Source organism: Saccharopolyspora indica, assembly GCF_027853965.1.
Classification (GTDB): Bacteria; Actinomycetota; Actinomycetes; order Mycobacteriales; family Pseudonocardiaceae; genus Saccharopolyspora; species Saccharopolyspora indica.
This window is the reverse complement of record NZ_JAQGLB010000001.1, coordinates 433,891-447,073: the sequence shown is the minus strand read 5'-3', so window position 1 is coordinate 447,073 and position 13,183 is coordinate 433,891. Positions and strand designations below refer to the sequence as shown.

General features: G+C 72.8%; 7 protein-coding genes. 4 read left to right on the top strand and 3 right to left on the bottom strand.

What is annotated here, in order from left to right:
- Window positions 1–242 precede the first annotated feature (242 nt).
- The 4 genes from OU416_RS01945 to OU416_RS01930 all read left to right on the top strand — a co-directional run bounded on the left by OU416_RS01945 (window position 243) and on the right by OU416_RS01930 (window position 5,674).
- A complete protein-coding gene (locus OU416_RS01945) occupies window positions 243–1,769 on the top strand; it encodes an MFS transporter (RefSeq protein ID WP_270925028.1) in 1,527 nt (508 codons plus the stop codon).
- Window positions 1,770–1,908: 139 nt separating this feature from the next.
- Window positions 1,909–3,348 carry an NADP-dependent phosphogluconate dehydrogenase gene (gndA, locus tag OU416_RS01940; protein WP_270925027.1) on the top strand — a complete coding sequence of 480 codons (1,440 nt, stop codon included), beginning with the start codon at window positions 1,909–1,911 and terminating at the stop codon, window positions 3,346–3,348.
- 260 nt (window positions 3,349–3,608) lie between these two features.
- On the top strand, window positions 3,609–3,803 hold the full coding sequence (locus OU416_RS01935; protein ID WP_270925026.1) for a hypothetical protein: 195 nt from the start codon (window positions 3,609–3,611) through the stop codon (window positions 3,801–3,803).
- Between the two features lie 35 nt (window positions 3,804–3,838).
- A complete protein-coding gene (locus OU416_RS01930; RefSeq protein ID WP_270925025.1) occupies window positions 3,839–5,674 on the top strand; it encodes an HEXXH motif domain-containing protein in 1,836 nt (611 codons plus the stop codon).
- 19 nt (window positions 5,675–5,693) lie between these two features.
- On the opposite strand, the gene fxsT is transcribed toward OU416_RS01930, so the two are convergent.
- From fxsT to OU416_RS01915, 3 genes are read right to left on the bottom strand one after another with little or no spacing between them, the layout of a single operon-like run.
- On the bottom strand, window positions 5,694–10,097 hold the full coding sequence (gene fxsT, locus OU416_RS01925) for an FxSxx-COOH system tetratricopeptide repeat protein (protein ID WP_270925024.1): 4,404 nt from the start codon (window positions 10,095–10,097) through the stop codon (window positions 5,694–5,696).
- 1 nt (window position 10,098) lies between these two features.
- Window positions 10,099–11,208 (bottom strand): AAA family ATPase, encoded by a 1,110-nt coding sequence (locus tag OU416_RS01920; RefSeq protein WP_270925023.1) that lies wholly within the window; start codon window positions 11,206–11,208, stop codon window positions 10,099–10,101.
- A 20-nt stretch (window positions 11,209–11,228) separates the two neighbouring features.
- Window positions 11,229–12,989: a VMAP-C domain-containing protein gene (locus OU416_RS01915; protein WP_270925022.1), complete on the bottom strand. Its 1,761-nt coding sequence runs from the start codon at window positions 12,987–12,989 to the stop codon at window positions 11,229–11,231.
- Window positions 12,990–13,183: the final 194 nt, after the last annotated feature.

The following is a 13,183-nucleotide window of genomic DNA, read 5'->3' as shown; positions in this document are numbered from 1 at the left end:
AGAGCGGGAGGACGAGCTTGGCGATCGTGGTCAACGGCATGGCTCTGACCTGTGCTTCTGCGTCGCGGGCGGGTCGTGGCCTGAGCTGACGCCGCGAGGCGTCGCCCCCGCACCGGCCGAACGAGGGCCGGTGATTCCACGCGTCCCCTGCTGACGTCGAAGCACCGCACGGTGGTTCCGCGGAGCCACCTGTCCTGGTCCGCGTGGCGCCGTTCGCGCGCCACCGCTTCGACGGAGTACGCATGTCGTCTTCTGCCACGAAATCGTCCCCGCCCCGGGCCGGCCTGCGGGAATGGCTGGGCCTGGCCGTGCTGAGCCTGCCGACCCTGCTGGTCGCGCTGGACATGAGCGTGCTGTTCCTGGCGCTCCCGCACCTGACCGCGGCGCTGGGCGCCACCAGCGTCGAACTGCTGTGGGTCACCGACGCCTACAGCTTCGCGATCGCCGGTTTCCTGCTCACCGCGGGCACCCTCGGCGACCGGATCGGCCACCGCAGGCTGCTGCTGATCGGCGCCGCGGGGTTCGGCGCGGCATCGGTGCTGGCCGCGTTCTCGACCAGCGCCGGGATGCTCATCGCCGCCCGAGCGCTCCTGGGCGCCGTCGCCGCCACCCTGATGCCCAGCACGCTCGCCCTGATCAGCACCATGTTCGGTGATCCGCGGCAGCGCCGGATCGCCATCGCCGGGTGGTCGAGCACCTTCATGGCCGGTGTCGCGGTCGGGCCGGTCGCCGGTGGTGCGCTGCTGGAGTTCTTCTGGTGGGGCTCGGTGTTCCTGCTTGCGGTACCGGTGATGGTGCTGCTGCTGGTGGCCGGGCCCGCGCTGCTGCCCGAGCAGCGCGCCGCCGAGGCCGGTCGCCTGGACCTGCTCAGCGTCGGCTTGTCGCTGGCGACCGTCCTGCCGCCCGTGCACGCCCTCAAGGAGCTGGTCAGGGGCGGCAGCACCGCGACGGCGGTGCTCGCCCTGCTGGCCGGGCTGGTCGCCGGGGCGCTGTTCGTGCGGCGCCAGCGGCGGTTGGCCGATCCCCTGTTCGACCTCCGGTTGTTCGCCGACCGGGGCTTCAGCACGGCGCTGCTGATGCTGCTGCTCGGGGCGGCGACGACGAGCGGGATCACCATGTTCGTCGCGCAGTACCTGCAGATGGCCGATGGGATCTCGCCGCTGCGGGCCGCTCTGTGGCTGCTGCCCGCCGCCGCGGCGCTGGTGGCGAGCTCGATGCTGGCACCGGTGGCCGCCCGGTGGATCAGGCCCGGGTACGTCGTCGGCGCCGGGCTGCTGGTCTCGGCCACCGGGTTCGCGGTCCTGGCCCAGGTCGGCGGTCCCGTCGGGCTGGCCGCAGTGGTGGTGGGCCTGGCCATCGCCTACTTCGGCAGCGGACCCGCCGATGTGCTCGGCACCGATCTGGCGGTCGGTGCGGCCCCGCCCGGCAAGGCCGGTGCGGCGGCATCGATGTCGGAGACCACCACCGAGCTCGGTGTGGCCGTGGGAACGGCCGGGCTGGGCAGCCTCGGCGCTCTCGCCTACCGGGGCGAGATGGCGGGCTCGGTGCCGGCGGGCATTCCGCCCGAGGCCGCCGAACGCGCCGCCGACACGATGGCGGGTGCGATCACCGCCGCCGAGCAGGCACCCGGTGAGCTCGCCGGTGAGCTCCTCGGCCTCGCACGCGAGGCCTACACCGGTGGGTTGAACGCGGTTTCCGGAGCCGCGGCCATCACCACGGCTGTGCTGGCCGTGCTCGCCATCGCGCTGTTGCGCCACCGGACGAGCTAGCGGGCACGTCGCCGGGAGGTGGGGAGCGCGCCCGTTCCCTGCGCCGGGGCGGTCGCTGGCCGAGAATTGTCGCGGCCGCCCCGTCGCGCGCATCCCGCAACCGGGTCCCACCCCGCACAACGAGAACGGAAGACCTCTCATGAGCACGTCAGCGCAGATCGGCGTCACGGGGCTCGCGGTCATGGGCCGTAACCTGGCGCGCAACTTCGCCCGCAACGGCTACACCGTCGCCGTGCACAACCGCACCGCGTCGCGGACCCGGGCGCTGCTGGAGGAGTTCGGCGGCGAGGGCGAGTTCATCGGCGCCGAAACGGCCGCCGACTTCGTCGCGGCGCTGGAACGCCCGCGCCGCCTGGTGATCATGGTCAAGGCCGGGGATCCCACCGATGCGGTGATCGAGGAGTTCGCGCCGCTGCTGGCGGACGGCGATGTGATCATCGACGGCGGCAACGCGCACTTCGCCGACACCCGCCGCCGGGAGCGCGACCTGCGCGAGCGCGGCATCCACTTCGTCGGCACCGGCATCTCCGGTGGTGAGGAGGGCGCGCTGCACGGACCCAGCATCATGCCCGGCGGTTCCGCGGAGTCCTACGCGTCGCTGGGCCCGATGCTGGAGAAGATCGCCGCGAAGGCCGCCGATGGCGCGCCGTGCGTGACGCACGTGGGCCCCGACGGGGCGGGCCACTTCGTGAAGATGGTGCACAACGGCATCGAGTACGCCGACATGCAGCTCATCGCCGAGGCCTACCAGCTGCTGCGCGACGTCGCCGGGCACTCCCCCGCCCAGATCGCCGAGGTGTTCCGCACCTGGAACACCGGCCGGCTCGACTCCTACCTGATCGAGATCACCGCCGAGGTCCTCTCGCACGTGGACGCCGCCACCGGCAAGCCGTTCGTGGACGTGGTGGCCGACCGGGCCGAGCAGAAGGGCACCGGCCGCTGGACCGTGCAGCTCGCCCTCGAACTCGGCGTGCCGGTCTCCGGCATCGCCGAGGCGGTCTTCGCCAGGTCGCTGTCGGGCCACACCGCGCTGCGCGAGGCCTCCCGCGACCTGGCCGGGCCGACCGCGGTGCCGCTCAGCGGAGCCGAGTCCGACGCGTTCGCCGACCAGGTGGAGCAGGCGCTGTACGCGTCGAAGATCGTGTCCTACACGCAGGGCTTCCACGAGATCGCCGCGGGCAGCGCCGAGTACGACTGGAACATCGACCTGGGCGCGGTGGCGGCGATCTGGCGCGGCGGCTGCATCATCCGCGCCGCGTTCCTCGACCGCATCCGCGCGGCCTACGACACCCGCCCGGACCTGCCGAGCCTGCTGTCCGACAAGACCTTCGCCGCCGAGATCGCCGATGCTCAGCACGACTGGCGAGCGGTCCTCGGCGCGGCCACCGGCCAAGGGGTGCCGACCCCGGGCTTCGCGGCGGCGCTGGCCTACTACGACTCCCTGCGCGCCGACCGCCTCCCGGCGGCGCTGACCCAGGGCCAGCGGGACTACTTCGGCGCCCACACCTACCGCCGCACCGACCGCGAAGGCTCCTTCCACACCCTCTGGGCAGGCGACCGCTCCGAGGTGCAGGTGTAACTCTACTGTGGACGAATGGCGGTCAGGCCGGCCCGATGCCGCGCGCCAGGATCGCCGCCTGGACCAGGTCGACCGGGCCAGGACCTTGCTCACCCGTTCGGACCAATCGTGGTGGCCGGTCTTCGGGCGGGGCGGCCGGAAGCCCGGGTTTCCAACAGTCGCCACGAGTTGGAAACCTTCTTCACAATCCCGGGGGGCCGGGAGATCATGGCAGCACGTGCTCACCCGGCACGCGCTGGCCAAGAGGAAGGCGTCGTCACATGGCATTCTTCCCAGTCGAGCTCGGACCAGGGTTTTCCTCGGAGCTCGTCGACCTCGGAGCGGTCCCGCTGTCGAAGTTGCGGGCCTCGGACGACCCGGCGCTGCACCGGTCGCTGCGGCACGTCGTGCAACAAGCAGCGGACATCGGCGTGACGTCGCAGGGCACCGCCGGAGGCGGCGAGCGGGTCGACTGACGCCGCGGTCGGCGTCCTACTCCCAAGGAGCAGCCGTGCCCGTCGGCCACGAGAACTCCCCGGAAGACCTGGCGCTGCACCGCCTGTCCTGGACCGACTTCGACGAGCTCGCCCGGGGCGCTGGCGGGGCACCCACCGTGCGCAAGCTGCGCCGCGCCGAACGCAGCCGTCGGCTGCTGCTGTTGCGGGGTCTGGTGGACGAGGCGGCCAAGGTCCCCGACCGGTGCGAACCGCTACCTTCCCCCGAATGGGCCTGGGAACTGCTCGAACGCGTCCAGTCGGTGCGCCCCGACGTGCTCGACCTGGTCCTCGCACATCCCTACACGGGGAGCTGGGTCGGCTACACCACGCGCCTGTTCCACCACCGGGTCACCGGGATCTGCCCGCTGTGGGTCCACATCGGACACATCCACGCGATCGCCGCCGCGGCGGCGATCCGCGCGGGCCTGCCGTTCCGGGCGTCGGTGCCGGTCTGGCGCGGCGGCGCGATCCTGCCCACGCTCGGGCTCGCCCACCTGCCCTCGGACGCGCCGTTCTCGGTGGCCGAAGTGCGCGGCGACGGCGACCGGGTGGAAGTCGGCGACGACACCACCTGCGTGCGCCTGCCCACCGATCCCGCCGCGGACGCCCCGGGCTGGTCGGGCATGCGGCAGGTGTCGCTGCGGGCGCACGACCAGGTGTTCTCCGTGCACCTGGACGACATCGACCCCTACCGCGGGCTGCATGAACCGGCACTGCCGCAGCGGCTCAGCGACGCCGAGGCGACCTCCTGGCGAGAACTGCTGGCGGAGGCGTGGCAGGTGCTCGTCGAGCACCTGCCCGACATCGTCCCCGCGCTGCAGGTCGGCCTGGACTCGCTGGTGCCCCGGCCCGCGGTGCCGTTCCGGATGCCGAGCGCGTCCACCGGCGAAGCGTTCGGCAGCGCGATCGTCAGCCGTCCCGCCGACGGTGTCGAACTGGCGGGCATGCTCGTCCACGAGTTCCAGCACATCCGGCTGGGCGGCCTCCTGCACTTCATCCGGTTGCGCGAGGACGACCCCCGGTTGCGCTTCCATACGCCCTGGCGGGACGATCCGCGCCCCGTCGCCGGCGTGCTGCAGGGCGTCTACGCGTTCTTCGGCGTCACGATGCTCTGGCGCGCTCTGATGCGCGCCAACCCGCTCGACCGGCGCGCCGCGTTCGAGTTCGCCTACTGGCGGGCAGCGACCTGGAACACCCTCCAGGTGCTGCGCCACGACCCGGCGCTGACCCTGGCCGGGCGACGATTCGCCGACGGCATCGCCGAGCGGCTCGGGCCCTGGCAGGACGAGCCGGTGCCCGCCGAACTCGCCGGCAAGGCCACCGATCTGGTCGCCGACCACTACGCGGGCTGGCGCCTCCGGCACGTGCGCCCCGATCCGGAGACCGTTTCGGCGGTGACCCGCGCGTGGCGGGAAGGGCGGCAGCGCGTGGCCGGGGTCGAGGTCGCCGACGACCGGGCACCCACGCCGGTGCCCGACGGCGCCTGGTCGCAGGCCCGCCTGGACCTGGTCCGCCTCAGCTTCGTCGAGGACGTCGATTCCCGTTCCCGGCCCGCTCTTTCCAGAACGTGGGCGAGCGTTCCCGACGCCACCGCGGCGGATCTGGCTTACGCCACCGGGAACCTCACCGCGGCGGCGCGCGGGTACCGGGCGGAGCTGGCGGCGGACCCGGACCGCCCGGCGTCCTGGACCGGGCTCGGCCTCGCCCTGTCCGGGCTCGGCAGGCGCCCGGCCGCCCGGGCGCTGCTGACCTGCCCCGAGCTGATCCGCGCGGTGCACCGGGAACTCCGGTCTCCAGCGGCACCCGCGCCGGACGAGCTCGCCGACTGGATCGGCCGGTTCCTGGCCTGAACCGGCCGGCCCACCGCCATCACAGCGGAACGGGGTCGATGTCGCAGTCCGCCCGGTCGCCGCGGACCGCGGCCATCACCGCGGGATGCCTTTCACCCAGCACCTCCCGGTAGCGGGACAGCACGTCGGCGTGCTTGAGCTCCGCCTCCTCACCGCGCCCGGCCGTGCGCAGGTCCAGGACGAGGTTGTGGGTGGCGGCGATGGTCGTCGGGTGATCGGGGCCGAACACCCGCCCCGCTCGCTGCGCGGTCTCGGTGCTCAGCTCCAGCGCCGCCTCGTTCTCGCCGAGAGCGGCCAGATCGCTGGCCAGGTTGATCACCGAGATCACCGAGTGCGCCTGCTCCGGACCGAAGATCGCGCCGAGCTGCTCCACCGACCCCTCGTCGAGCTGCCGCGCGCCGTCGACCTCGCCGAGGGCCCGCAGCGTCACCGCGACGTCGATGGCCGCGCCCAGGGTGTGCGGGTGGTTCTCGCCGAGACCGCGCCGGTACCGGTCGTAGGTGTCCTCGCCGAGCTTGCGCGCGTTCGCCAGATCGCCGTAGTGCCGCAGGTCGATGGAGTGCGAGATCGCGCAGGCCAGCGTGTTCGGGTGGTCGGAGCCGTAGCGGAACCGGAACAGGTCCAGGGCCCCGCTGGAGAGCTCGAAGGCACCTCGGTGGTCACCGTTCTTGCGGGCCGCCACCGCCAGCCGGTGCTGGCAGTACAGGGTGATCGCCTTGTCCTCGCCGAAGAGCTTGCGGCAGCGGGCGAACAGCCGCTCCATCTCGGCGTGCGCCCAGATGTAGTCGCCCAGTTCGAGGCGGTCCAGGATCAGCCCGCCCAGGGTGTTCACGGCGTGCGCGCTGTCGTAGCCGTGGACCTCGCCGCGCCGCCGGACGGTGTCCTCGTTGAGCTCCCGCGCTCCCCGGTAGTCGCCGAGCAGCCGCAGCGTCACCGCGAAGTCGTGCACCGCGGACAAGGTGACCGGGTCGTCCTCGCCGTAGAGCGCCTTGGCCTTCTGGTAGGTCGCCAGGTTCATGTCCCGGGCTTGCGAGTACTCGCCCTTGGCCTTCAGGTCGAACGCGACGCTGAGCTCCGCGTCCAGGGTCTCCTCGCTGTTCTCCCCCGAGGTCTGCTTGCGCAGGGCCAGCATCCGCCCGTTGAGCTCGGCGGCTTCCTCGAAGCGGCCCAGGATGGTCAGGTGCGGCCCCAGCTTGGCGGCCACCTGCATGAGCTGCGGGTCGGTCTCCTCCAGCTGCGTGGACCAGGCCTGCATCGCCCGGCGGCCCAGCGCGGCGCTCTCGTGGTGGTCGCCCCAGAAGAACAGGTACTCCATCAGGTCGATGACCAGCTGCCGCACCCAGGGGTCCTCGCACTCCAGCACGTTCGAGGCGTAGGCGTGCGGGAGGATGGCCTGGAAGCGCGGCCACTGCGCGGGATCGGCCGGATCGCCCGGGTCGAGGTTGGCCAGCAGCAGGTGCGCGCCGTGCCGGACCTCGGCGCGGCGCTGCGGGGACATCCGGTCGCGCAGGACCAGCTGCACCAGCCGGTGCAGCTGCAGCGTGTCGTTGCGGTGGTCGATCTTGGCCAGCCCGAACCTGTTGATGTCGCGGATCGCCCGGCCCAGCCGCAGCGGATCGCGCAGCGCCGCGTCCAGCTCCGGTGACACCGCCGTGCCGCGCACGCCGGTGAACAGGCTGCGGGAGATCGGTTCCGCGGCGAAGAACGCGCACACCTGCAGCAGCTGGTGCGCGGCCGGGTTGCGGGCTTCCAGCTGGTCCAGCGAGACGTTCCACGCCGCCGCCAGCGACACCTCGTAGTCGTTCGGCGCGGACACGTCGAGTATCTCGGCCACCTTCTCGTCGAACACGCGCAGGTACTCGCTGACCGGCATCCCGGTCTCGGCGCGCCACGCGGCCGCCTGGGCGATCGCCAGCGGGAGATCGCCGAGCTTCTCGGCCAGCGCGTCCGCCTCGTCCTCGGTGATCTCCGGGCCGCGGCTGCGCAGCAGCGCCTTGCTCTCCGAGCGCTCGAACAGCGTGACCTCCAGCGGACCGGCGACCTCCGCCCAGTCCGGGTTGCGCGAGGTGATGATGATCTCGCCCGGCCCGTTGGCCGGGAAGAAGGGGCGCACGTCCTCCGGGCTCTCCGCGGCGTCGAACACCAGCAGCCACCGGCGGATCGGATAGCCCCGGCGCAGCGCCTCCCGCACCGCGGGCACCGCGGTGTGGGCCTCGGAGCTGCCCGGCAGCTGCAGCGCCTGCGCCAGCTCGGTCAGCCCGGCGCGGATCTGCGCGGCCTGCCCGGCCTGCACCCACCACACCAGGTCGTAGTCCGACAGGTGGCGGTAGACGTACTCGACGGCGATCTGGGTCTTGCCGATCCCGCTCATGCCGTGCAGCGCCGAGGGCAGGATGGCGGTGGTGCCGCCGTCCTTGAGCCGCTCGTCGAGCTCGGCCAGCGGTTCCTCCCGGCCGGTGAAGATCGGATTGCGCGGCGGCACGTCGCCCCAGATCGGCGGCACGTCGTCGGACCGCCGCTCGCGGAGGATCCGGGCGACCACAGTGGACGGCGGCCCGGAGGTGTCCGAGGCGCCCTCGGCCGGTTCGAACGGCACCACCCGGAGCGGTTCCGGCAGGCGGTCCGGGTGCTGCTGGGCGCTCGCGGGTTCGCTGTTGTGACCTGACATTTTTCCACTCGCCGTCGTGTCTGCGGTACTCACGGATTCATCGGACCCACCGGTCCCGGAACTGAAGCGATCACGTTCCGCCGAACGTGTGATCTTCGCGGTGCCCCGGAGCTGCCTGCCGATCCGGCCCGCACGGGCCAGGTACGGCCCCGACAGGGCCCGCATCACGGCGCGCTCGATCTCCAGGTCACCGGCCGAGTCCGGGGCCGGGAGCGGGCTCGGCGTCCGGTCCGGGTCGGCCAGCGCATCGCGGAGGTGGGCGACGCCGGGGACGCGGTCGGCGACGATGCGCAGCACGTGCGCGGTCTCCGAGCGCCGGGCGCCGCTGAGCAGGACCTCCCGGACCGGCTGCTCGAAGGCGAACGTGGCGTTCTCCCAGCCACCCGCCTCGTCGACGGGCCGCAGCAGATCGCTGGTGAACACCTCGGCCAGGTCGTCCGGTCCGGAACCCGGCACCAGCTCGGTCTGGATCGCCCGCGCGACCGGCACGCTCACCGGCACCGCGGCCAGCAGCGTCGCGAGCCGCGACGCGGGCGGCGAGGCCGTGCTGAGGAAGTTCATCACCCGCTGTTGCGGGGACCGCGCGCGACCGTTGCCCGGGACCTGCGCCTCGTCCTCGGCCGGCTGCAGCGGACCGGCCAGCATCACCACGGCCTCCGCCGAACGCCTGCGCTGCCCCGCGACCAGCTGCGCCCAGTGGGACAGCCAGCGCGTTTCCAGCTCCAGGATCGGCACTGCTACCGAACCGGGCGGTGGGGACGGGTCGGGATCCAGCCACGCGTCGGGCAGCTCCACCTGCCACTGCCGGTTGGGGGCCGCCGCGCGCGGGGTGGTGAGCTTCGCGCGCTGCGGGCGCAGACCGCCGCGGTGCCACAACCGCTGCGGGAACAGGTGGGCCACCGCCACCGACATCGACTCGCCCCACGTGGCCAGCAGGGGCGCGACCGAACCCCGCCGCCAGCACGCGGCGACACCGTCGGTCAGGACCAGCACGACCCGCCGCCCGGACGGGTCGATCAGCTCCGCCGGGCTGCGCACCGGGGTGTCCGGCGTGCCGCCGCGCAGCGACGGCGTCGCACCGGTCTCCAGCAACCGCCGCTGGATCGACCGGAACGCGCCCAGCCGTTCCAGCGCGCTGAGGAACCCGCTGATCGTCGAGCTCCACAGCGCCATGGACGGGTTGGTGTCCACGACCAGCGTCAGGTCGAGCCAGCGCGTCTTGCCCGGTCGGGTCATCGGCAGCCACAGTCCGTCCTCGACCGCGCGTTCCGCGGTCGCGTCCTCGTCGAGAAGCGCGTCTTCGTCGTGCGGGGACGAGATCTCGCGCTTGAACGGCCTGAGCGCCCGGACGAAGTCCGGTCTTCCCACCTCCCGGCGCACCACTCGCAGCCCGGCACCGTCGGCTGGAACTCCGTCGCGCACCGACCACTCCTCGTCCGGGAGCACGTCCGCGACGACGTCCTGGTCGACCTCCTCCGGCGGGCGCGGGAGCGGCTCGGGCGGCTCCGGCGGTTCCTCGCGCGGCTCGGTCTCCGCGACCGCCGGCCGCTCATCGGTCCACTGAGGACTTTCGTCGGCCGGGTCCTGCGGAGCGGCACCGCGCTTGCGCCCCCACGCGTGCTGGGTCGCCGCGGTCAACCAGACCGCATCGGCGACCTCGGACCAGTCCAGCTCACCGGCGCTCAGCAGCGGCGCGGTCGCAGGTTCCGCCCGCCCGTCCGGACCGGCTGCCGCACCACCATCCGCGCGCCGCACGTCAGGTGACCGAGGTGAGTTGCCGCCACAGCGCATCCCGCAACCGCGACCAGGACTCGCCGTCGTCGCGGTAGGTGCCCGAGGTCACCAGGTACAACGCGTCCAGCAGCTTGTCGGCGGGAAGACCACCACCGTCGGCCCCGCGGTCCAGGAACTCCTGGATCATCCGCTCCCGCTGGCCGTCCTCGGTCCCGGCCAGGTGCGCGGCCACCATCGCGGCCAGCTGCTCGGCGCCCGGTTCCCGGACGGTCAACCGCAGGCAGCGGCGCAGGAACGCCTCCGGGAACTCCCGCTCGCCGTTGCTGGTGATCACCACGACCGGGAAGGCGCGGCAGCTCACCCGGCCGTCGACGACGGTGGCCGTGGTGCCGGGATCGTCGGCCAGCACGGTCACCTCCGGCGACCGGTCCCGCATCCGCTCCAGCTCGGGAATGGTGAACTGCCCGTCCTCGAAGATGCTCAGCAGATCGTTGGGCAGGTCGACCTCGCTCTTGTCGAGCTCGTCGATGAGCAGCACGCGCGGCAGCCCGGTCGGCAGGAAAGCCGTGCCCAGCGGCCCCAACCGCACGAAGTCGCCCACCGGCGGCTCCGCGGCCGGTTCGTGCTCGCCGCCCGCAGCCCACTTCGCCGCCGCCTGCCGCGTCGCTGCGGCCTGCGCTCGACCGATCGCGTCGTAGGCGTACAGGCCGGATTTCAGCGTGGTGCGACTGGTGATCGGCCACCTGAGCACCCGCCCGAGCCCCAGTTCGCGGGCGATCCGGAAGGCCAGGCTGGACTTGCCGGTGCCGGGACGACCGGTCACCAGCAGCGGGCGGCGCAGGTACAGCGCCGAGTTCACCATGTCGACCTCGTGCGCGTCGACGTCGCGTTCGGACAGGTACGCCTCCGCGCCCAACCGCCGCCGGGTCTCGCCGTCGTCCGGGGGCGGCAGGTCCCGCTCGGGCAGCGGACCGCCCTGGAAGTCCCGCCAGGGCGGCGGTGCGGGCAGCAGATCGGTCAACCGGACATCGCGCAACGGCCTGCCGGTGCCGCGGTAGATCCACCAGTCCGGCGTGCCGAACCCCGCCGACCGCCCTCGTTCCGCATCACCGGAACGCTCGTCGATGCTCATTCGCGGTGTACCTCCCGGCTTCAGCCCGCGAGCTCATCGGGGTTCAGCAACCGGCTCGGATCATCCCACATCACCACCAGCTCTTGCACCACCTTCACGTCGAATCGCGTTGGGGAGTCCCGGTGCGCGTCCCGCCGGATCCGCTGGGCGCGGGACGGCAGCTCACCCAGCCCGCCTTCGTCGACCAACCACTCCACCACCTCGCGCACGCGTCCCGGATCCGCGTCGGTGCGGTGCCAGAACACCGCGGGCAAACCGGAGCGCAGCGCCGACATCAGCTCGTCCCCGCGGCGCGGTTCCCGCGACGGGGCCGCCGTCAGCACGATGGCCGCGCACCGCTCCTCCCCCTCCAGCACGGCTTCCACCGCGTGCGGGCTGTCCGGGTCCGCCTGCCGGGCGTAGTGCACCACCGCGCTGCGCGGATCCTCGCTCATCGTCCGCCACCGCCGGTTCCACACCCGGTGCCAGTGATCGGACATCATCCGCTCCAAGGAGCGCACCACGATCGGGTAGTCCAGGCACAGCGGGCGGGGTACGCCCGAGTCGTGCTCCTTGTGCCACAGGTGCACGGGCAGGTTCAGCAACGCCCGCGGCAGCACGACTTCCAGCGCCACCGCTCCCTCGTGACCGCGCCACGCCCGCTCCGCCTCGATCACCAGCGCGTCCACGTGCCACTCGATCTCGTCGAACCGGGCCGTGCGGCTGCGCCCGCGCACCGGCGGCCACTCCGCCGGATCGTCCTGCCGCCAGTGCGAGATCACGAAGCGGTCCGGGTCGATCCCGTCGTGCTGGACGACCACGACCAGGTGCAGCCGGGAATCGACCGCGACCGGTTCCGCGTGCGCCGCGCGGAAATCCGCGAGTTCGGCGTCGAGCAGCAGCCGCCGGGCCTGCGCGCTGCTCCACTCCTCCAGCTTGGCGCGCACCGCGCGGTCACCGATCTGCCGCGCCAGCAGCTCCACGAACGCCAACGCCGGTGGGAAGCCGTCCGCGCCCGCGTTGACATCGGTCAGGTACTCCAGGACGTCCCACGCGCTGGCCTCGCGCCCGGGGAGCTGGACGGCCGGGCCGGCGGCCCGCCGCAGCAGCGTCGGCAGCTGCGCGACGTCGAGCTCGGCCAGCGGGTCGCGGAGCTTCTCCAGCTCACCGGCAGGCAGCAGCTCCAGCACGTCGCGCGGCGCGGCCGGTTCGAAGGCCTTGGCCTCCGCGCCCAGCAGCCGCAGCCACGCGACGGTGCTGGTCTCCTTCACCGCCACCGAGATCTGCTGGAACATCTCGGGTTCGGCGGCCTCGTGCTGGATCACGTCCCGGAAGAAGTCCTCCGAGGCGATCAGCGCGAGCGCGCTGCGCGTCTGCGCCAACCAGGTCTTCGCATCCGGCGCGTCGAGGATGCGGGCCGCGAAGTTGATCGCCGGGCTGACCTTGCCGTTGGAGCTGACCTTGACGTGCCCGGCGTGCAGCGCGACCCGCAGCTGCATGGCCGCCGCATCGGAGTGCACCGCGTTGTGCCTGCGCAGCCCCGCGAGCAACCGGTTGCCGAGGTGGTCGGCCAGCCGCACCTGCGGCACGTGGGGCGGCACCAGGATTATCTTGCCGTCGCCGCGGTCCTCCACGTCGCAGGTGCGCCACTCGATGCCCGACTCGTCGAAGGCCTGCTCCAGCAGCTGGGTGAGGCTCCGGTGCACCGCGACCTGGTCGTGGAAGGTCCGGCGCGCATCGGTGAAGCGCGCGACGTCCACCAGCACGACGCTCCGGTAGAGCGCCTCGGAGTAAAGCGGCATGAGACCCCCTCCCAGCACCGCGATACCCGCACACCGCCCCACCGCGGCGCGCCGGTGTCACCGGCGGCCTGCCCCGGGACATCGCACCGCTGTCACCCGGTATCCCGGACGTACTGTACGCGACGCGCACCTGCCGGGAGGACCGTTCGATCTTCGTCCTGGCGACGGCACCGGTCCTGCCGTCCGCGCACGTG

Bases quoted from the DNA above. Each gene is read 5' to 3' on its own strand.
- OU416_RS01945 (WP_270925028.1), top strand. From the start codon at position 243: ATGTCGTCTTCTGCCACGAAATCGTCCCCGCCCCGGGCCGGCCTGCGG.
- gndA (WP_270925027.1), top strand. From the start codon at position 1,909: ATGAGCACGTCAGCGCAGATCGGCGTCACGGGGCTCGCGGTCATGGGC.
- OU416_RS01935 (WP_270925026.1), top strand. From the start codon at position 3,609: ATGGCATTCTTCCCAGTCGAGCTCGGACCAGGGTTTTCCTCGGAGCTC.
- OU416_RS01920 (WP_270925023.1), bottom strand. From the start codon at position 11,208: ATGAGCATCGACGAGCGTTCCGGTGATGCGGAACGAGGGCGGTCGGCG.
- OU416_RS01915 (WP_270925022.1), bottom strand. From the start codon at position 12,989: ATGCCGCTTTACTCCGAGGCGCTCTACCGGAGCGTCGTGCTGGTGGAC.